At 43.2% G+C, this 18,962-nt stretch carries 18 protein-coding genes, 1 pseudogene and 1 riboswitch; of the genes and pseudogenes, 17 read left to right on the top strand and 2 right to left on the bottom strand.

The window, feature by feature from the left end:
• Window positions 1-69: 69 nt before the first annotated feature.
• The 3 genes and pseudogenes from NST62_RS09735 to NST62_RS09725 all read left to right on the top strand — a co-directional run bounded on the left by NST62_RS09735 (window position 70) and on the right by NST62_RS09725 (window position 2,610).
• Window positions 70-963 carry an MMPL family transporter gene (locus tag NST62_RS09735; RefSeq protein WP_342462839.1) on the top strand — a complete coding sequence of 298 codons (894 nt, stop codon included), beginning with the start codon at window positions 70-72 and terminating at the stop codon, window positions 961-963.
• Between the two features lie 142 nt (window positions 964-1,105).
• Window positions 1,106-2,119 (top strand): annotated as a pseudogene (locus tag NST62_RS09730) (nitronate monooxygenase).
• 77 nt (window positions 2,120-2,196) lie between these two features.
• Entirely contained in the window at window positions 2,197-2,610 is a 414-nt protein-coding gene (locus NST62_RS09725) for a hypothetical protein (protein WP_141602765.1), read from the top strand.
• Window positions 2,611-2,658: 48 nt separating this feature from the next.
• Here the strand turns inward: NST62_RS09725 and NST62_RS09720 are convergent, their stop codons facing one another.
• Entirely contained in the window at window positions 2,659-2,979 is a 321-nt protein-coding gene (locus NST62_RS09720) for a thioredoxin family protein (protein ID WP_141602764.1), read from the bottom strand.
• A gap of 315 nt (window positions 2,980-3,294) precedes the next feature.
• Between NST62_RS09720 and NST62_RS09715 the strand changes: the two genes are divergently transcribed.
• From NST62_RS09715 to NST62_RS09670, 10 genes are all read left to right on the top strand, one after another.
• Window positions 3,295-5,679 carry a 3-hydroxyacyl-CoA dehydrogenase NAD-binding domain-containing protein gene (locus tag NST62_RS09715; RefSeq protein WP_328215666.1) on the top strand — a complete coding sequence of 795 codons (2,385 nt, stop codon included), beginning with the start codon at window positions 3,295-3,297 and terminating at the stop codon, window positions 5,677-5,679.
• A 27-nt stretch (window positions 5,680-5,706) separates the two neighbouring features.
• Window positions 5,707-6,882 (top strand): acetyl-CoA C-acetyltransferase, encoded by a 1,176-nt coding sequence (locus NST62_RS09710; RefSeq protein ID WP_141602762.1) that lies wholly within the window; start codon window positions 5,707-5,709, stop codon window positions 6,880-6,882.
• A gap of 32 nt (window positions 6,883-6,914) precedes the next feature.
• Window positions 6,915-8,696, top strand: a complete 1,782-nt coding sequence (locus tag NST62_RS09705) for an acyl-CoA dehydrogenase family protein (protein ID WP_342462838.1) — start codon at window positions 6,915-6,917, stop codon at window positions 8,694-8,696.
• 498 nt (window positions 8,697-9,194) lie between these two features.
• Entirely contained in the window at window positions 9,195-9,551 is a 357-nt protein-coding gene (locus NST62_RS09700; protein WP_141602760.1) for an arsenate reductase family protein, read from the top strand.
• Window positions 9,552-9,618: 67 nt separating this feature from the next.
• A complete protein-coding gene (gcvH, locus tag NST62_RS09695; RefSeq protein WP_141602759.1) occupies window positions 9,619-9,999 on the top strand; it encodes a glycine cleavage system protein GcvH in 381 nt (126 codons plus the stop codon).
• Between the two features lie 114 nt (window positions 10,000-10,113).
• A complete protein-coding gene (locus NST62_RS09690) occupies window positions 10,114-10,455 on the top strand; it encodes a toprim domain-containing protein (protein ID WP_141602758.1) in 342 nt (113 codons plus the stop codon).
• Window positions 10,456-10,472: 17 nt separating this feature from the next.
• Window positions 10,473-10,775, top strand: a complete 303-nt coding sequence (locus tag NST62_RS09685) for a thioredoxin family protein (RefSeq protein ID WP_141602757.1) — start codon at window positions 10,473-10,475, stop codon at window positions 10,773-10,775.
• Window positions 10,776-10,826: 51 nt separating this feature from the next.
• A riboswitch (SAM riboswitch) is annotated at window positions 10,827-10,938 on the top strand.
• 160 nt (window positions 10,939-11,098) lie between these two features.
• Window positions 11,099-12,121 (top strand): methionine ABC transporter ATP-binding protein, encoded by a 1,023-nt coding sequence (locus tag NST62_RS09680; protein WP_141602756.1) that lies wholly within the window; start codon window positions 11,099-11,101, stop codon window positions 12,119-12,121.
• On the top strand, window positions 12,118-12,786 hold the full coding sequence (locus NST62_RS09675) for a methionine ABC transporter permease (RefSeq protein ID WP_342462837.1): 669 nt from the start codon (window positions 12,118-12,120) through the stop codon (window positions 12,784-12,786). The genes NST62_RS09680 and NST62_RS09675 overlap by 4 nt, the downstream gene beginning before the upstream one ends.
• Before the next feature lie 57 nt (window positions 12,787-12,843).
• Window positions 12,844-13,698, top strand: coding sequence for a MetQ/NlpA family ABC transporter substrate-binding protein (locus NST62_RS09670; RefSeq protein WP_328220064.1), 855 nt, complete (start codon window positions 12,844-12,846; stop codon window positions 13,696-13,698).
• A 38-nt stretch (window positions 13,699-13,736) separates the two neighbouring features.
• Here the strand turns inward: NST62_RS09670 and NST62_RS09665 are convergent, their stop codons facing one another.
• The gene (locus NST62_RS09665) at window positions 13,737-14,639 is read right to left on the bottom strand and encodes a LysR family transcriptional regulator (protein ID WP_342463289.1); all 903 of its coding nucleotides are present in this window, start codon (window positions 14,637-14,639) and stop codon (window positions 13,737-13,739) included.
• Window positions 14,640-15,176: 537 nt separating this feature from the next.
• Between NST62_RS09665 and sufC the strand changes: the two genes are divergently transcribed.
• From sufC to sufU, 4 genes are read left to right on the top strand one after another with little or no spacing between them, the layout of a single operon-like run.
• Window positions 15,177-15,965, top strand: coding sequence for a Fe-S cluster assembly ATPase SufC (gene sufC, locus NST62_RS09660; protein WP_141602752.1), 789 nt, complete (start codon window positions 15,177-15,179; stop codon window positions 15,963-15,965).
• 18 nt (window positions 15,966-15,983) lie between these two features.
• Window positions 15,984-17,291, top strand: coding sequence for a Fe-S cluster assembly protein SufD (gene sufD, locus NST62_RS09655; protein ID WP_141602751.1), 1,308 nt, complete (start codon window positions 15,984-15,986; stop codon window positions 17,289-17,291).
• The gene (locus NST62_RS09650; RefSeq protein ID WP_141602750.1) at window positions 17,288-18,514 is read left to right on the top strand and encodes a cysteine desulfurase; all 1,227 of its coding nucleotides are present in this window, start codon (window positions 17,288-17,290) and stop codon (window positions 18,512-18,514) included. Before sufD ends, NST62_RS09650 begins: the two co-directional genes overlap by 4 nt.
• Complete coding sequence (sufU, locus tag NST62_RS09645; protein WP_141602749.1) at window positions 18,501-18,947, top strand: Fe-S cluster assembly sulfur transfer protein SufU; 447 nt, start codon at window positions 18,501-18,503, stop codon at window positions 18,945-18,947. Before NST62_RS09650 ends, sufU begins: the two co-directional genes overlap by 14 nt.
• The last annotated feature ends 15 nt before the right edge of the window (window positions 18,948-18,962 follow it).

The following is an 18,962-nucleotide window of genomic DNA, read 5'->3' as shown; positions in this document are numbered from 1 at the left end:
ATGTTAGAATAACAATTGTTAAAAGCAAATTCTTTGTTATTCAAAAATATACAATGATTTTTGATTAATATGGTCAAAAACTTCCCTGAAGATTTGCCTTCCCGTGTAGGTTTTGAAATCGTGGAGGAGAAGTTCAATAAAGGGGATCTGGCGCAAACGACCGCACTTGTAACGGGAGAAGATTTGACATTTGAAGAAGTCCAGGAAATCGCCCAAAATTTTTCAGAAAATGAACATATCGGATCCGCAAGGGCATCCGGGGTTACGGAGGATGGAAAATACGGAAAAATCACGATTTCCTTAAGTGAAGATCCGTACAGCGTCGAAGCGATTGACTTCATTAAAGAATTCCGCGACGATCATCAAACCTTCCAACTATCCGGCGGAAAAGAAGTGAAATTGGAATTTGCCGGCACAACGGCCAAATTGGTCGATGAAGAGGATATTAATAAACGCGATATCAAAGTCATTTTTAGCCTGGAAACGCTATTGATTTTTGGATTATTGATCTTCCTTACACGTTCTGTAAAAATGCCGATCTATATGATGGCGACCATTTTGATTTCCTATGCGTCTGCGTTAGGTTTAGGATTATTCCTTTTGGACCATCTCTTTGGTTATGATGCGGTATCCACGCGCGCACCGGTCTATGCGTTCATCTTCCTTGTGGCGCTCGGCATTGATTACAACATCATCATGGTGAGCCGTTTCTTGGAGGAACGGAAGTATGAAACGGTGAAAAATGCATTGGAAATCGCCGTCCGTAATACAGGCGGAGTGATTTCTTCCGCAGGGGTCATCCTGGCGGCGACTTTTGCCGCTTTAACGACAATGCCGGTCATCGATTTATTCGTGTTCGGATTTATGGTCGCGGTCGGAATCTTGATCGACACCTTCCTGGTGCGCGGCATGTTGTTGCCGACATTGATATTGTTCTTTGAAAAGGATAAAAAGACGGCTTAAAGAAAAAAGGCATCTGAATCATGATTCAGATGCCTTTTTCTTGTGCTTGCCTACTTTGTTGAACAGTCTTTCTATAAATTTGGGAGAAATTTTATAATAGAGTTAAACTGATTTGATCATGACACAAAGGGGATGAAGACAAATGTTTGCCAATTTGCAGTATCCGATTATTCAAGCACCGATGGCGGGGGGAATCGCAACGGCCGACTTGGCCATTGCCGTTTCAAGATGCGGGGGGCTCGGTTTTTTGGCGGCCGGCTATAAAACACCGGAGGCAATTGAGCAGGAAATCATAAAATGCAAAGATTCCGCGTTGCCTTTCGGGGTGAATCTTTTTGTTCCCCAAAATGATGAGATGGATGAATCCTTGCATTTGTACAAGGAGCGTCTGGAAGAAGATTTCCGCATTCGGTTGGCCCTTCCGGAACCGGGCGACGATTATTGACAGGAGAAACTGGAACTGGTGATGAAGCATAAAGTTCCATATGTTTCTTTTACATTTGGCTGTCCTCCGGAAGACATCATTGAACAACTCAAAAATAATGGCAGCCGCGTCATTGTGACGGTGACGAATTTGGAAGAAGCGAAGATAGCTGCGGAAAACGGAGCGGAAGCGATTTGTTTGCAGGGACCGGAAGCGGGCGGCCACCGGGCAACCTTCCGGAATGTGGACGAGGATACCCATGTGCCATTGATTGAGTTGATTGCCATGACGCGAAAGGTAATTCCGCTCCCCATTATTGCGGCAGGCGGAATCATGAATGGGAAGGACATTCATCTGGCATTAAATGCGGGGGCTGATGCCGTGCAACTTGGAACAGCTTTCCTTTGTACGGAAGAAAGCGGAGCCAACCCGGTTTATAAACGGGCTTTGACATCTGGTGAGTTTACGGAAACAGCCCTGACAAGAACCTTTACAGGAAGGCTTGCGCGGGGGGTGAAAAATGAATTTATGACCAGGTATGAAAACATTGCACCCGCCATTTATCCCGCGGTCAATGCATTGACGCAGCCGATTCGGGCAAAAGCATTGAAAGATCAAAATCCTCAGGCCATGTCCCTTTGGGCAGGCACGCGTTTTCAAGAAATCCGGAAAGGCGCGGTAAAAGATGTATTTGAACAATTGATTAAAGAGTTAGAGGAATATCAATCTTAAAAAAATGGATTTGGAAACATAGAAGGGCGCATCCGTCTCATATAATGTTGCAATTAACTTAGGGACGGAGGGCGCTTGTGGATAAATTATGGACATATGTATGGCGGATTCTTTGGATTTTTGGGCTTTTTATTTTGGCAATTGTCAGCATGGATATGAAGCAGCAAATAAGCGAGAACCTTCATTATGATAATATTCATCTGTTTTTTTGGTATATTTTTATCTGCCGCATCTTTTGGGGGATTTATTTGGCCCTCATATGCATCAAAAGTTGGAACATTTACTTGAACGGACGGCTGTTCATTTGCGTTTTTCTTCCTTGTTTCGTTTTTTCGCTGATCCTGCCGGTCTCTTCCATCACGACGGGCACATTGCCATTCGGCATCTGGTTTATTAAAGTGTATTCGACTGGATTGGTTGAAGTGGCGGCCGGACTCAGTTTGATGTTCAGCATTTTTAACGGGGAAAAAGATAAAAAACAATATGTGTAAAAATAAAAGGGACATAACTTTCATCGTAAAAGTTATGTCCAACTTTTTTCATACTGTTTGCGCTTCTAAAAAATTCGTTACATCTTCCGGAGTTTTTGCGTTTGCACTATGAAGGTGCGCAAGTTTTTCACCATTTTTAAAAATTAATAAACTAGGAATCCCCAATACCTGATATTGATCCGCGATGTCCGGGAAATTGTCGCGGTTGATTTGATACCATTCATACTGGCTGTATTTTTCAACAATCGGATCGATGAACATGTTCATGCGAGTGCAGTCGGGGCACCAAGTGGCATAAAATTTTACAATCACCGGGCGGTCTTTGCCGATAGTTTCATTAAATTGTTCAACAGTAGTAATTTCTTTCACTTTTTTCTCGCCTCCTTACCTAGTAGTTTACACATTTTGACGATTGTGGAAAAGAAATATGTTTTGGCTGAAATGAGAAACTATTAATTAAATTTAGAAAATTAAAATAAAAGGATTGCGAAAAAGTGAAAAATCATCTACACTAGTTACAGGAATAGCTGTTTCATGTATTTTTTTAAACAAAAAATGAATAATCATTCATTTTTTCAATACATCTTTCCGCTATTGGTTGAATAAGTTGTATATGAACAAAGGGGATCAGGCGATGAAAATGAATGATTGTTCATTCAAATGTGAAAAAAGGGGGAATTATTTGTGGCTTACAAAATTGAGAAAGTGGCAGTGATTGGATCCGGCGTCATGGGGTCCGGCATTGCAGCACATTTAGTAAATATCGGCATACCAACATATATGTTAGATATTGTCCCAAAAGAACTGACAAAAGAAGAGGAAGCAAAAGGATTAACGCTTGAGCATCCGGCAGTGCGAAACCGCATCGTGAACAATGCTGTGCAAAAATTGTTGAAACAAAAACCGGCGCCGCTGACATCTCCGAAAAATTTGGCATTATTGACGGTCGGGAATTTGGAGGACGATTTAGACAAGCTGAAAGAAGCGAACTGGATCATTGAAGTTGTTGTTGAAAACCTTGAAGTGAAGCGTAATTTATTCGAAAAAATCGAAAAGGTAAGAAAACCGGGCTCCATCGTCAGCTCCAACACTTCCGGAATCAGCGTAAATAAAATGGTGGAAGGGCGTTCAGAGGAATTTAAAAACCATTTTTTAGGAACGCACTTCTTCAACCCGCCCCGTTACTTGAAATTGCTTGAAATCATTCCGACTGAACATACATTGCCGGAAGTATTGTCTTTCATGAAAACCTTTGCAGAAGACGTACTTGGAAAAGGGGTCGTAATCGGAAAAGATACGCCTAATTTCGTTGCCAACCGCATCGGAACATACGGATTGCAAATTACGCTTCATGAAATGTTGAAACGCGGCTATTCAGTCGGCGAAGTGGATTCAGTGACCGGTCCGATAATCGGAAGACCGAAATCCGCGACATTCCGCACCTTGGATGTTGTAGGACTGGATACGTATATTCATGTGGCCAAAACAGTGTATGACCAAACAACAGGCGATGAGCAGAAAGTGTTTGAAGTGCCTGAACTCATTTTAAAGCTGGTGGAAAAAGGGGCGCTTGGAGCAAAATCAGGCCGTGGATTCTATGTAAAAAAAGGAAAAGATATTTATGAGATTGATCCGGCTACCCTTGAGTATGTGCCTCAAAAGAAATTGCAGGCGCCGTCCATCGAACTGGCAAAACAGACGAAGGGAATTGAAAATCGCCTGAAAACTTTAGTATATGCCAATGACCGTGCAGGGGAGCTTTTATGGAACGTTTTGGCTCCGACGTTGATCTATTCCGGGCAGCTGAACGGCATCATCGCCGATAATATTGTGGAAATCGATAATGCGATGAAATGGGGCTTTGGATGGAGCCATGGACCTTTTGAAATCTGGGATGCGATAGGCGTAGAAAAATCCGTGAAGAAAATGGAAGAAGAAGGACGGGAAGTTCCTCCATTTGTGAAGAAATTATTGGAAAAAGGCTATGAAACTTTCTATAAAGAAGTAGACGGTCAGTTGGCCTACTTTAATGGAGAAAATTATGAAGCCATTCCTGTGAATGAAAAAGTCATAGATTTGAAGCGTTATAAAAAGCGTCATGGAGTGATTAAATCCAATTCAGGAGCCAGCCTGATCGATATCGGTGACGGCATTTTGCTGCTTGAATTCCATTCAAAATCCAATGCGATCGGTCTGGACATCATCCAAATGATCAATTATGCCCTCGATGAGGTCGAAGCCAACTACAAAGGGCTTGTCATCGGCAACCAGGGCAAAAATTTCTGCGTCGGTGCCAACCTCGGCATGATTTTAATGGAAGCCCAGGATGACAACATTTTCGAATTGGATTATGTGGTAAGGGCATTCCAAAAAACGATGCGCCGCATTAAATATTCGAAAAAACCGGTTGTGGCGGCACCTTTCGGCATGACGCTCGGCGGCGGTGCGGAAGTATGCTTGCCTGCAGCGCGCATTCAAGCATCCGTGGAAACATATATGGGGCTTGTGGAAGTCGGCGTTGGACTCATCCCTGGAGGCGGAGGCAACTTGGCTCTCTATGAAAAAACATTGGAAAGCCTGCCAAACGGGGTGGAAATCGATTTGCAGGCAGTGGCCAATAAAGTGTTTGAAACGATTGCCATGGCAAAAGTATCCTCTTCCGCGGAAGAAGCCCGCGAAAATAACTTCCTGGGCAAACAAGATGGCATCTCCGTCAATCCGGATCATTTGATTTATGATGCAAAACAAGTGGCGCTCCAGTTATATGAATCCGGTTATAAACCGCCGGTGAAAAAGAAAATTAAAGTCGTTGGGGCGCCGGGTTATGCAACGCTTCTGCTTGGTGCGCAAAACATGTACACAGGCGGATATATTTCGGAACATGATTTGAAAATTGCGAAAAAGCTTGCTTATGTCATTGCGGGAGGACTTGTGCCATACGGAACAGAGGTGCCGGAAGAATATTTGTTGAATTTGGAACGCAAGGCATTCCTGGAGCTTGTGGCGGATCGGAAATCACAGGAACGTATGCAACATATGCTGGTGACCGGAAAGCCGCTGCGCAATTAATCAAATATAGAACAAAGGGGGATCTACATGAGAGAAGCAGTAATCGTGTCAGGTGCGAGAACGCCGATCGGCAAAGCGAAAAAAGGATCGCTTGCCCAAATGCGTCCTGATGACTTCGGGGCAATCGTTGTAAAAGAAGCAATAAAACGGGCAGGTTATGAGGGAGAAATCGATGATTTAATCATGGGCTGCGCGATGCCGGAAGCGGAGCAGGGAATGAACGTTGCGAGAAATATCGGTGCATTGGCGGGACTCCCTGATACAACGCCGGCAATTACAATCAACCGGTTCTGTTCTTCCGGATTGCAGTCCATTGCTTATGCCGCCGAAAGAATCATGCTCGGACACGCCAAGGCCATTATCGCCGGCGGGGTGGAGTCCATGAGCATGGTGCCGATGATGGGGCATGTGATTCGTCCAAATCCGAAACTTGCCGAAGAAGCACCGCAGTATTACATGAGCATGGGGCATACGGCGGAGGAAGTGGCAAAACGTTATGGTGTGAGCCGTGAAGATCAGGATGAATTTGCCGTCCGGTCACACCAGTTGGCCCATAAGGCGATTCAGGAAGGAAAATTCGAAGAAGAGATCGTTCCAATCGATGTTGTCCAATATTATGTCGATGAAAATAATACGCTAAAAGAGAAACGATTCACCTTTTCGATGGATGAAGGGGTGCGTCCAAATACGACTAAAGAGGTTTTAAGCACATTGCGGCCTGCGTTCAGCCTGAATGGGACGGTGACAGCCGGCAATGCTTCCCAAACGTCGGACGGCGCTGCGGCGCTTCTTGTCATGGATCGGGAAGAAGCGGAAAAGCAAGGTTTGAAACCTTTGGCAAAATTCCTCAGCTTTGCCGTGGGAGGAGTGCCGCCGGAAGTAATGGGAATCGGTCCGATTGAAGCGGTGCCGAAAGCGCTGAAGCTGGCTGGATTAAAGCAGGAGGATATCGATTTATGGGAGCTCAATGAAGCATTTGCGTCCCAATCCATCCAGGTCATCCGCCACTTAGGTCTGGATCTGGATAAAGTCAATGTCAATGGCGGCGCGATCGCGCTTGGACATCCGCTTGGTGCGACAGGGGCCATTTTAACATTGAAATTGATTCATGAATTAAGGCGGCAAGGAAAAAAATACGGCGTCGTGACAATGTGCATCGGCGGAGGCATGGGGGCTGCCGGCGTGTTTGAAGTTTTATATTAATCTAGTCCGAAAAGTATAGGGGAGGAATGGAAATGGTTCAAACAACAGATTATGTAAAGGGCGGAAGCTTTTTAATCGAAGATGTGGATTTGGAAAAAGTGTTTACACCGGAGGATTTTTCCGAAGAGCATTTAATGATTGCAAAAACGACGGAAGAATTTGTGGAAAATGAAGTATTGCCAGTGTTGGATAAACTGGAAAACCACGAGTTTGAACATTCGCGAAAACTGATGGATAAAGCCGGAGAATTGGGACTGCTTGCGACAGACATCCCGGAGGAATACGAAGGATTAGGTTTAGATAAAATCACATCTGCACTTATTGGAGAAAAAATGTCCCGCGCCGGCGGTTTCAGCTTGACGCATGGCGCCCATGTTGGAATCGGTTCTTTGCCGATCGTCCTTTTTGGCAATGAAGAACAAAAGAAAAAATACTTGCCGAAATTGGCAACGGGAGAATGGATTGCGGCTTACGCGCTGACTGAGCCGGGTTCCGGTTCCGATGCGCTCGGTGCGAAAACAACCGCCAGACTGAATGAAGCGGGAACCCATTATATTCTGAACGGAGAAAAACAATGGATTACAAACTCCGGTTTTGCGGATGTATTCGTCGTTTATGCGAAAGTGGACGGCGAGCATTTCACCGCATTCATTGTTGAACGTTCATTCCCAGGGGTTTCCGTCGGTCCCGAAGAAAAGAAAATGGGGATCAAATCTTCATCCACCCGCACATTGATTTTGGAAGATGTTCCAGTTCCGGTGGAAAATGTATTATTTGAAATCGGGCGCGGGCATGTGGTGGCATTCAACATTTTAAATATTGGCCGCTATAAGCTGGGCATCGGTACTGTAGGAGCTTCCAAACGCGCGTTGGAACTTGCCATCCAGTACACAAATCAGCGCAAACAGTTCAACCGGACAATTTCCAGCTTTAATTTAACGAAAGAAAAGCTCGCGACAATGGCTTCACGGCTCTATGCGTCCGAATCCCTCAATTACCGCACGGTCGGCTATTTCGAAAATCGTTTCAACAAGCTTTCCGACGAGGAACAAAAAGATGGAAAAGCGGTGGCAAACGCGGTAGCAGAATATGCCATTGAGTGCTCCATTGCCAAAGTGTTCGGTTCTGAAACGCTGGATTATGTGGCGGATGAAGCGGTGCAGCTTCACGGCGGCTACGGTTTCATGTCCGAGTATGAAGTGGAACGCATTTACCGTGATTCCCGCATCAACCGTATTTTCGAAGGGACAAATGAAATCAACCGCCTGATTATTCCGGGCACTTTCATGAAGAAAGCCTTGAAGGGAGAACTTCCACTGCTTCAGGTGGCGCAAAACTTGCAACAAGAGCTGTTTATGCTCATGCCGGAAGAGGTCGGCGACGCACCGTTAGAGCAGGAAAAATATCTGTTGAAAAACGCGAAGAAAATTGGCATCCTTGCAGCTGGGGTAGCGGCGCAACGATTTGGAACAAAACTTGAAGAAGAGCAGGAAGTATTGGTGAATATCGCAAACATTGCCATTTTGATCTATGCAATGGAATCCGCCATCCTGCGCACGGCTAAAGCGATTGAAAGGGACGGTCTGGAAAAAGCGAAACAAAAATTGTTATACACTCAAATCTTTTGCCAGGAAGCCTTTGCGGAAATTGAAAAAGAAGCAAAAGAAACGATCATTGCTTCCGTTGAGGGAGACAATCAGCGGATCACCCTTTCTGCATTGCGCAAATTGACTCGCCACAATCCATATAATTTGATTTTGAAAAAACGTGAAGCGGCAGAGCGCCTCATTGCGGCGGAAAAATATATTGTGTAATGCCCGATGGTGTCCGGGAGCGGATTTAGATCCGCTCCCGGCATTTTTTGTTTGAATGTCAAAATTCTGTTATGTCCAAGCTGAGTAGGCAAGTGGCCAAGGTGAGGAGTCAAGCCCAAGGGGAATTTTTAAGTGCCCGAGTGTTGAACGCAAGTGCCCAAGGTAAGGAGTTATGTGCCCAAGTGGAGTAGGCAAGCGCCCCAGCTGAGGAATTATGTGCCCAAGTGGAGTAAGCAAAGCCCGAGATAAGGAATTATGTGCCCAAGGTGAGTAGGCAATTGCACGAGCTGGGGAGTTATAAGCAGAAGGTAAGGGGTTATCTGCCAAAGAGGTGATTGCAAGTGCCCAAAAAGGGAAGGATCTGCCCAAGTTTTCATGGATGAAATTCCGTATAAAGCTACAATTTTTACAAAAAATTCTGCTTGAACACATGATTTGAATCATGCATGATAAAAATAAGAGTAGTTAGAAAAATTATGAAAATGAGGAGATATCGAGATGACATTGAAATTTATTCATTATCCGAGATGTACAACTTGCAAAAAAGCGCAAAAATGGCTGGACGAGCATGGAATCCAGTATGAAGCCATCAATATTGTGGAACAAACACCAACGAAAGAAGAACTCAGATCCTATTGGGAAAAAAGCGGAGTGCCGTTGAAAAAGTTTTTTAATACATCCGGCCAAAAGTATAGATCCCTTGGTTTGAAGGATAAACTAAACGAGATGTCCGAGGAAGAACAATTAGATCTGCTTGCTTCTGACGGTATGTTGATTAAACGGCCGATTGTGACGGACGGCGAAAAAGTCACTCTTGGGTTTAAAGAGGAAGAGTTCGAAAAGAATTGGAAGTGACTTGTTTTTACTGTAGAAATATGTCAAACTGTTCTAAAGATTACATATATCAGATGGAGGTTAAAGTATGACAGTACCTAAGGAATTGCGCTATACTTCAGAACATGAATGGGTGAAAGTGGAAGACGGAAAAGTTCGTGTGGGAATCACTGATTTTGCTCAATCCGAGCTTGGAGATATTGTGTTCGTCGAACTTCCTCAAGTGGGTGACGAAGTTCAAATGAATGAACCATTCGGCAGCGTTGAATCCGTAAAAACGGTTTCTGAATTATATGCGCCTGTATCCGGCAAAGTGGTGGAAGTCAATACGGAATTGGAAGACAGCCCTGAACTCGTAAATGAATCTCCATATGAACAAGCGTGGATGATTGTGGTTGAACCGTCAGACGCTTCGCAAATCGACCAATTGCTTACTGCGGAAGAATATGAAAAAATCATTTCAGAATAATTCGGGAAACGCCAGTGAAAAAACTGGCGTTTTTTTAAAATGAAAATATAATAAATAAACAGCCTTTTTATTTCTCTTTCTTCGGTTCCTATCTTAAAATGTGGGGTGAACAATATGCATTATGAAAAATGTATCATTGTAGAAGGTCGATCGGATATGATGAAATTGGCCCCAATTTTAGCGGAAGATGTAAAAATTGTCTGCACAAATGGAACGATTAGTGAAGATGCCCTTCTTGAACTTTTAGAGCCATATGAGGATTGTGAATTATATACTTTTTTTGATGCGGATCAATCCGGTGAAAAGTTGCGGAAGCTGATGAAAAGGATCTATTCCGAAGCGATTCATCTTACCGTTCCGAAAACTTATATCGAAGTTGCCAATGTACCTAGGAAAATGTTGGCCCAATTATTGAAAGACGCAAAATTTGAGGTTCATAAAGAATATTTGGCATAGGAAAGAAATGGTGGAATATGGAAGAATGGACAATCAATACATGGAAAGAAAAAATGAAAAATCATGAAGTAACCGCTTTTTATTTATACACGCCCTTTTGCGGAACATGCAAAGTGGCATCCAAAATGTTGGAAGTGATCGAGGAATTGCTCCCAAACATCCCGATTGGAAAGGCGGACATCAATTTTTTGGAAGATTTCGCTTTCGAACAAAAAATCGAAAGCGTTCCTTGTTTAATTATTACAAAGAACGGAGAAATACGTGAAAAAATATATGCCTTTAAATCCGTACCAAACTTATATGAAAAGTTAACTTTATAGTTGACATATGATAGATTACATGTTACAGTGATTCCATAATTAAATAGGAAACTCTTATTAAGAGTGGTGGAGGGAAGTGCCCTATGAAACCCGGCAACCATCATAGTTCCATATGATAAGGTGCCAAATCACGCAAAGTATTGTTTACTTTGAAAGATAAGAGGAAGTTTTACGGATCTTTAGTGCGGGCAGTTCAACTTCCCTTCTACTTATAACAAAAAGTAGGAGGTTTTTTTATTGAAATATTCAGCTTTTATGTACATAATGCTGTAGTTGGAGTTTAAAAAATTTACATATTGCGGTTTATAAAAGGAGTACTTGGAATGATCGAGGTAAAAGATGTCACGAAAGTTTACAAAACAAAGAACGGGGAATTGACCGCAGTTGATCATGTAAGTTTGTCCATTCAAAAAGGTGAAATTTTCGGAATCATCGGATATAGCGGCGCCGGGAAAAGTACGTTAATCCGCCTTTTGAACGGGCTTGAAAAACCGACGAGCGGTTCCGTTGTTGTCAATGATCTTGAAATATCATCCATCAAAGGGAAAGAATTGCGCAAAGCCCGCCAAAAAATCAGCATGATTTTCCAACATTTTAATTTGTTATGGTCCAGGACGGTGGCTGAAAATATTGCCTTCCCATTGGAAATTGCCGGAGTTCCGAAAGCCGAAAGGGAAAAAAGGGTTAAAGAACTGATCGAGCTGGTAGGGTTGAAAGGCAGGGAAGATGCTTATCCATCCCAGCTTTCCGGCGGACAAAAGCAGCGTGTGGGAATTGCGAGGGCTTTGGCAAACAATCCGGAAGTGCTGCTTTGCGATGAGGCGACAAGCGCGCTGGATCCGGAAACGACTGATTCCATTTTGAGCCTGTTATCCGATATTAATGAGCGTCTTGGTCTCACCATCGTGCTCATTACCCATGAAATGCATGTCATCCGCAAAATTTGCCATCGCGTGGCGGTCATGCAGGCAGGACGCATTGTAGAGCAGGGAAGCGTGCTCGAGGTGTTCCGGAATCCTCAGGCGGAAATTACGAAAAATTTTGTCATGCAGGTGTCCGATTCAAGAGAAGCAAAAGAAGCCATCAAACATATCCTAAAAAATTATCCGGCCGGAAAAGTCGTAAAATTAACGTTCGTCGGAAATACTTCAGGCCAGCCCGTCATTTCTTATTTAATTAAAGAATTTCAAATCAATGTGAACATCCTTTACGGCAATATATCCGAAACAATGGACGGCCCTTATGGTACGTTGATTGTCCAGCTTGACGGCGATCCGGAAAATGTTGAAAAGGCTATGGAAAAACTGAAAACGATGAATATTCAGGCGGAGGTGATTACGAAATGATGGAAACGTTATTTCCGAATGTTAAATGGGACATCATGTGGCAGGCGACGTACGATACGATCTATATGACGGTTGTTTCCACGGCGGTCACCTTCGTTCTTGGCTTATTGATCGGCATATTGCTGTTTTTAACCAGCCCGAATCAGATTTGGGCGAACAAAATCGTTCATTTCTTGACGGGATCGCTTGTCAATATTTTCCGATCCATACCGTTTATCATCTTAATCATTCTGTTGATTCCATTTACGAAGTTTTTGCTTGGTACCATCCGCGGAGTAAATGCCGCATTGCCGGCGTTGATTGTCGGTTCGGCTCCATTCTATGCCCGGCTTGTATTGATCGCCTTCCGGGAAGTGGACAAGGGAGTCATTGAAGCGGCGAGATCAATGGGTGCCAATACTTTCACAATTATTTGGAAAGTATTGATACCGGAATCAAAACCTGCGCTTATATCCGGGATTACGGTGACGGCCGTTGCCCTTGTCGGATACACGGCGATGGCGGGCATTATCGGTGCGGGCGGTCTCGGGAACCTGGCATTTCTGGAAGGATTCCAACGAAGCCGCGAAGATGTGACATTGATGGCAACGATTTTAATTTTGATTATCGTGTTTGTGATTCAATGGATCGGAGACACGATCACCGCAAAAACGGACAAACGTTAACGGGTGATGAGGCAAAAGCCGTTCACATAAAAAATTTTAGGAAAAGGAGTAAGAGGCATGAAGAAAATCTTCTCATTCTTGTTGTTATCCGTGCTCGTTCTCGCATTGGCGGCATGCGGTACAAAAGAAGATTCAAAATCTTCATCTGATGAAGGAACAAAAGAAGATGGAAAAGAAAAAGTGACTTTAAAAGTGGGTGCTTCCCATACACCGCATGCGGAGATTTTGAAAAAAGCCAAACCTATTTTGGAAAAAGAAGGAATTGAACTGGAAATTGAAGAATATCAAGACTATGTATTGCCAAACGAAGATTTGAACAATGGCGACCTTGATGCAAACTACTTCCAACACATTCCGTATCTTGAACAAAAAGTGGCCGAAGAAGGTTATGATCTAGTCAATGCTGGCGGTATCCACATCGAACCGATCGGCATCTACTCCAAAAAATATAAATCTTTGGATGAACTGCCTGATGGTGCGACAATCCTGATTTCAAACTCAATTCCTGACCATGGCCGCATTTTATCATTGCTTGAAGCGCAAGGTTTAATCAAATTAAAAGACGGCATTGATAAAACAAAAGCCACATTGGATGATATTGTAGAAAATCCGAAAAACTTGAAAATTGAAGCAACTGACGCTCCTGAAATGATGGTTACATATTATGAAAACGAAGAAGGAGACGCAGTTGTCATCAACTCCAACTTTGCGATTGACGCAGGCATCAACCCTGTAAAAGATTCCATCGCCATTGAAGGTTCAGAATCACCTTATGTAAACGTAATTGCTGTACGTTCTGGCGATGAAAACCGCGAAGAAATCAAAAAATTAGTGGAAGTGTTGCGCTCCAAGGAAATCCAGGATTTCATCCTTGAAGAATGGGGCGGCTCTGTCGTTCCTGTAAATAAATAAAAAAAAGCCTCCTAATCATGGGAGGCTTTTTTAGGCACTTATTGAAATTGATTCAATCTGGAGAAGAATGATTGAACAAATTTGAGAAACACTTGTTCGGAAGGGGCCAATTCCCGGTTGGCCGGATAAATGATGCCTACATTGCGCGTAATGCTTGGATTGTCGATTTTCATTTTGATCGTTAACCGGGGAGTAGAATCGTAGAAGGAACTTTCAGGAAGCAATGTTACGCCTATTCCCGCTGCAACAAGCCCTTTTAAGGCATCCATATCCTCCCCGACGGAAATGACTTTTGGAGAAAAGCCTGCAGATTTGCATGCATCTACTACCACTTTATGTAGAATGTATCCTTCAGGGAAAAGGACAAAGTGATCATTTCGGAGTTCATCCAATTGTATTTTGTCGCGTTTCGCCAGACGATGATTTGCCGGAAGCAAAGCGCAAATATTTTCGTTAAATAAAATCAAAGAATTGATTGTTTCATCTTTGCGCGTCACCGGTCCCAAAAAGGCGAGGTTCAGTTCCCGGTTTCTTACGGCCTCTATTAAATACCGGTAAGATCCCTGCCGCAAGTGGAATGATACATCCGGATATTCTTTCTTAAAAGCGGAGATTACTGTCGGCAAGACGTAACTTGCGAGACTGGTAGGAAACCCGATTTTGATGGATCCCCGTTCCGGATCCAAATATTCTTCCACTTGTTTTACCGCAAAATCGATGGCATTAAGCGCCGTTATGGCATGTTCCAAAAAGATTTTTCCGATCGGTGTCAGTTTTACGTTTCGCCCGACCCGTTCAAAAAGTGCCGTTCCGAGCTCTTCTTCCAAATTCGCAATCTGTCTGCTGACAGCGGATTGGGCGACGTGAAGATGCTCCGCCGCTTCCGAAATATGTTCCCGTTCAGCCACTTCCACGAAGTAACGCAATTGACGTAATTCCAGAATGCTCCCCCCTAATCATCTAAAAACGAGATGAGTCTATGTAATATATATGCAATTTTTATATTAAAAGAAATTTATTTAAAAGTAAACGATAGAAATGTTCGATGCTGTTTGAAGTTTTAACACTTTTTTGCAAGATGGAAAGAAATAAATGCTACATTAAAAATTTATTAAATAACAATTATTCAAAAAAATTATTTGGCACAAATGATGGAATTGTACAATTCAGGAAATGCGATGATATGATTTCTAAGGTTAACGGGTCTTGCGTAAAATTTAACTTATTAATAATAATTCTCAATTAGTTTTGGTTTATTGAAAATAAATCAACCTGCTTTTTACAAATCCTCGGGTGAGATAAACTGATTGAAGATTTGGAAATCCTAATATTGGTGGGGATTTTTCTGATTTATGGGTTTTAAAGTCTAAATGTTTTGCATGCTTACTTGATTTCGGTTAAGATTAGAATGATAATAAATTAGTAATGGTACTACTTAACGATGGTACTACCAACCATAAAAAGATGGAGGTATATAGATGTCTACTTTAGTAATCAAAGATCTTCATGTAGCAATTGAAGGTAAGGAGATTTTAAAAGGCGTAAATTTAACGATCAATACAAACGAAGTACATGCGATCATGGGGCCTAATGGTACTGGTAAATCCACTTTGGCAGCGGCCATTATGGGTCATCCGAAATATGAAGTGATTCAAGGTACAATTGAAATAGATGGACAAAATGTTTTGGAGATGGAAGTGGACGAACGCGCAAAAGCGGGTCTTTTCCTTGCGATGCAATATCCATCTGAAATCTCCGGTGTAACAAATGCCGACTTTATCCGTTCCGCAATCAATGCCCGCCGCGGGGAAGGCAATGAAATTTCCATCATGCAATTTATTCGCGAATTGGACAAGACGATGGAATTCTTGGAAATGGATTCGGAAATGGCTCAACGTTACTTGAATGAAGGTTTCTCAGGCGGTGAAAAGAAGCGCAATGAAATTCTTCAAATGATGATGTTAAAGCCGACTTTTGCGATTTTGGACGAAATCGACTCCGGTCTTGATATAGATGCGTTAAAAGTTGTCGCGAAAGGTGTCAACGCTATGCGCGGAGAAAACTTCGGCTGCCTGCTTATTACGCACTACCAACGTTTGCTCAACTACATCACTCCGGATTATGTACATGTGATGATGCAAGGACGTGTCGTAAAATCCGGCGGACCTGAGCTAGCGAAAAAACTTGAAGCAGAAGGTTATGAATGGATTAAAAAGGAATTAGGCATTGAAAACACAGATGCAGTAATTGAAAAAGAAGAAGTTTAATTTGGGAGGACGATTCATATGTCGATTGAAACAAAATTGGCATTTTCAGCTAGCGAAGTCCGCTCGTTCTCTGAGTCAAACAATGAACCGAAATGGTTTGCGGACCTGCGTGCGGCTGCTATCGAAAAGGCTGCTGAACTGCCAATGCCAAAACCGGATAAAACGAACATCGAAAAATGGGATTTTATCAACTTCCCTAAACATACGGTAAAAAGCGATCTTTTCGCAATCGAAGAATTGCCTGAAGAAGTAAAGGAATTAATCGATATTGATTACCAGGAGAACCTTTATATTCAACGGAACAATACGCCGGCAGTTTTGAAACTTTCCGAAGAGCTGAAGGCTCAAGGCGTTATATTTACAGATTTCTTAACGGCCGTTCGTGAACATGGCGACTTGGTCCAAAAGTATTTCATGACAACGGCTGTCAAATCGGACGAGCATAGATTGGCCGCTTACCATGCGGCATTGGTTAACGGCGGAGTGTTTTTATATATTCCGAAAAACGTTGTCATTGAAAAGCCGATTCAAGTGGTGTTCCTCCACGATGACGAAGAGGCTTCATTATTCAACCATGTGTTGATTGTTGCGGATCAGAATTCATCCGTGACTTATGTGGAAAACTATTTATCGACGGTTGAAACTGCAAAAGGTCAGGCGAACTTGATTGAAGAAGTGATCGCATTGGATAATGCGCAAGTCACTTTCGGTGCGGTGGATGTGCTTGCCAAAGGATTTACGACTTATGTGAATCGCCGCGCCCATTTAAACCGGGATGCAAAAATCAATTGGGCATTAGGTTTAATGAATAATTCCAACACAATTTCCGAAAATATTACACATCTTGTCGGAGACGGTTCATCCGCGGATACAAAAACAGTCGTGGTCGCCACAGGTGAACAGAAACAAAACTTCACGACTGAAGTCCGTCATTGGGGCAAAAATTCCGAAGGGTTCATTTTAACCCACGGCGTAGTGAAAGATGCTGCCCAGACGATTTTTAACGGAATCGGCAAAATCGAACATGGAGCTTCCAAATCGAATGCACAACAAGAATCCCGTGTGTTGATGCTTTCTGGTAAAGCCCGCGGGGATGCCAATCCGATTTTGTTAATCGATGAAAATGATGTCATGGCAGGACACGCCGCTTCCGTCGGACGGGTGGATCCTACTCAGCTTTACTACATGATGAGCCGAGGAATTTCCAAAGAAGAGGCAGAGCGCCTGATCATCCACGGATTCCTTGCACCGGTTGTCAATTCGCTGCCGATCGAAGGCGTTAAAAAGCAATTAACAAAGGTTATTGAAGGGAAAGTTCGCAAATGAATGAATACCGAAAAGATTTTCCGATTTTAAATCAGGAAGTAAACGGCCATCCGCTTGTTTACCTTGACAGCGCCGCCACGTCCCAAAAGCCTGTGCAAGTGCTGGAAGTTGTCCGCAAATATTATGATTTTGATAATGCCAATGTGCACCGCGGCGTCCACACTTTAGGAAACCGCGCGACAGATGCGTACGAAGGAGCGCGGGAAAAAGTCCGCAAATTTATCAATGCGAAATCAACGAAAGAAATCATCTATACCCGGGGAACTACCACATCCATCAATACTGTTGCCAGCTCCTACGGAAGACAGAATATACAGGAAGGCGACGAAATTGTCATTACCTACATGGAACATCATTCGAACCTGATTCCATGGCAGCAGCTTGCGAAAGAGAAAAAGGCCGTTTTAAAATATATTGATTTGGAAGAAGACGGTACCATTTCATTGGAAACGGTGAAAAAAACCGTTACGCCAAAAACGAAGATTGTGGCGATGACTATGGCTTCCAATGTGCTTGGCACCATCAATCCGATTAAAGAAGTAGCGGCCATTGCCCATGAAAACGGCGCCGTGATGGTGGTGGACGCGGCCCAGGCGGCACCTCATATGAAGATTGATGTGCAAGATTTGGATTGCGACTTTTTGGCATTCTCAGGCCATAAAATGTGCGCTCCTACAGGAATCGGTATTCTTTACGGCAAACAGGAACTGCTGGAAAAAACAGAACCGATCGAATTTGGCGGAGAAATGATCGATTTCGTGGATTTGTATGATTCCACTTGGAAAGAGCTTCCTTGGAAGTTTGAAGGCGGTACGCCGAACATTGCAGGAGCCATTGGTTTGGGAGCTGCCATCGATTATCTGACAAATATCGGTATGGAAAGAATCAGACAGCATGAACATGATCTGGTGGCATATGCGTTGTCTGAAATGGAGAAAATCGAAGGAATCCATATTTACGGTCCGAAAGACCCGGATAAACGTTGCGGTCTTATCACTTTCAATTTAGATGGCGTGCATCCTCACGATCTTGCAACGGTTCTTGATATGAGAGGCATTGCCATCCGTGCAGGACACCACTGTGCACAGCCGTTGATGAAATGGTTGAATGTTTCTGCAACTGCACGGGCAAGCTTCTATCTCTATAACAATAAAGAAGATATCGATGCACTCGTTGAAGGATTGCGCGCAGCGAAGGAGTATTTCAACAATGTCTTTGAATAATTTGGATCAATTATATCGCGCGGTCATCATGGAGCATTACAAAAAGCCCCGCAATAAAGGGCATTTGGATGAGAACAATGTGACGGTGGATATGAATAACCCTACTTGCGGTGACCGCATTCACCTTACATTAAAAATCAATGATGACGGAATTGTGGAAGATGCCAAATTTGACGGCGAAGGTTGTTCGATTTCCATGTCATCCGCTTCGATGATGACGGAAATCATTAAAGGGAAAAAAATTGATGAAGCTCTTGAACTGGCAGATGTGTTTTCAAAAATGATGCTTGGGCAGGAAATCGATGACGAAACTTTGGAAAAATTGGGAGATATCGCTGCTCTGCAAGGCGTTTCCAAGTTTCCTGCCCGCATTAAATGCGCAACCCTTGCCTGGAAAGCGCTCGAAAAAGGGGTAAGGAAAGAGCAAAATTAACTTTGAACGGAGGAG

The organism is Ureibacillus sp. FSL K6-8385, from assembly GCF_038593155.1.
GTDB lineage: Bacteria > Bacillota > Bacilli > Bacillales_A > Planococcaceae > Ureibacillus > Ureibacillus terrenus.
The sequence above is the reverse complement of the archived record's forward strand: the minus strand, read 5'-3'. Positions and strand labels throughout refer to the sequence as shown.

What these genes read in the sequence shown, in the direction of transcription:
- NST62_RS09735 (WP_342462839.1), top strand. Translation starts at nt 70, where the DNA reads ATGGTCAAAAACTTCCCTGAAGATTTGCCTTCCCGTGTAGGTTTTGAA.
- NST62_RS09710 (WP_141602762.1), top strand. Translation starts at nt 5,707, where the DNA reads ATGAGAGAAGCAGTAATCGTGTCAGGTGCGAGAACGCCGATCGGCAAA.
- NST62_RS09705 (WP_342462838.1), top strand. Translation starts at nt 6,915, where the DNA reads ATGGTTCAAACAACAGATTATGTAAAGGGCGGAAGCTTTTTAATCGAA.
- NST62_RS09700 (WP_141602760.1), top strand. Translation starts at nt 9,195, where the DNA reads ATGACATTGAAATTTATTCATTATCCGAGATGTACAACTTGCAAAAAA.
- gcvH (WP_141602759.1), top strand. Translation starts at nt 9,619, where the DNA reads ATGACAGTACCTAAGGAATTGCGCTATACTTCAGAACATGAATGGGTG.
- NST62_RS09690 (WP_141602758.1), top strand. Translation starts at nt 10,114, where the DNA reads ATGCATTATGAAAAATGTATCATTGTAGAAGGTCGATCGGATATGATG.
- NST62_RS09685 (WP_141602757.1), top strand. Translation starts at nt 10,473, where the DNA reads ATGGAAGAATGGACAATCAATACATGGAAAGAAAAAATGAAAAATCAT.
- NST62_RS09680 (WP_141602756.1), top strand. Translation starts at nt 11,099, where the DNA reads ATGATCGAGGTAAAAGATGTCACGAAAGTTTACAAAACAAAGAACGGG.
- NST62_RS09675 (WP_342462837.1), top strand. Translation starts at nt 12,118, where the DNA reads ATGATGGAAACGTTATTTCCGAATGTTAAATGGGACATCATGTGGCAG.
- NST62_RS09670 (WP_328220064.1), top strand. Translation starts at nt 12,844, where the DNA reads ATGAAGAAAATCTTCTCATTCTTGTTGTTATCCGTGCTCGTTCTCGCA.
- sufC (WP_141602752.1), top strand. Translation starts at nt 15,177, where the DNA reads ATGTCTACTTTAGTAATCAAAGATCTTCATGTAGCAATTGAAGGTAAG.
- sufD (WP_141602751.1), top strand. Translation starts at nt 15,984, where the DNA reads ATGTCGATTGAAACAAAATTGGCATTTTCAGCTAGCGAAGTCCGCTCG.
- NST62_RS09650 (WP_141602750.1), top strand. Translation starts at nt 17,288, where the DNA reads ATGAATGAATACCGAAAAGATTTTCCGATTTTAAATCAGGAAGTAAAC.
- sufU (WP_141602749.1), top strand. Translation starts at nt 18,501, where the DNA reads ATGTCTTTGAATAATTTGGATCAATTATATCGCGCGGTCATCATGGAG.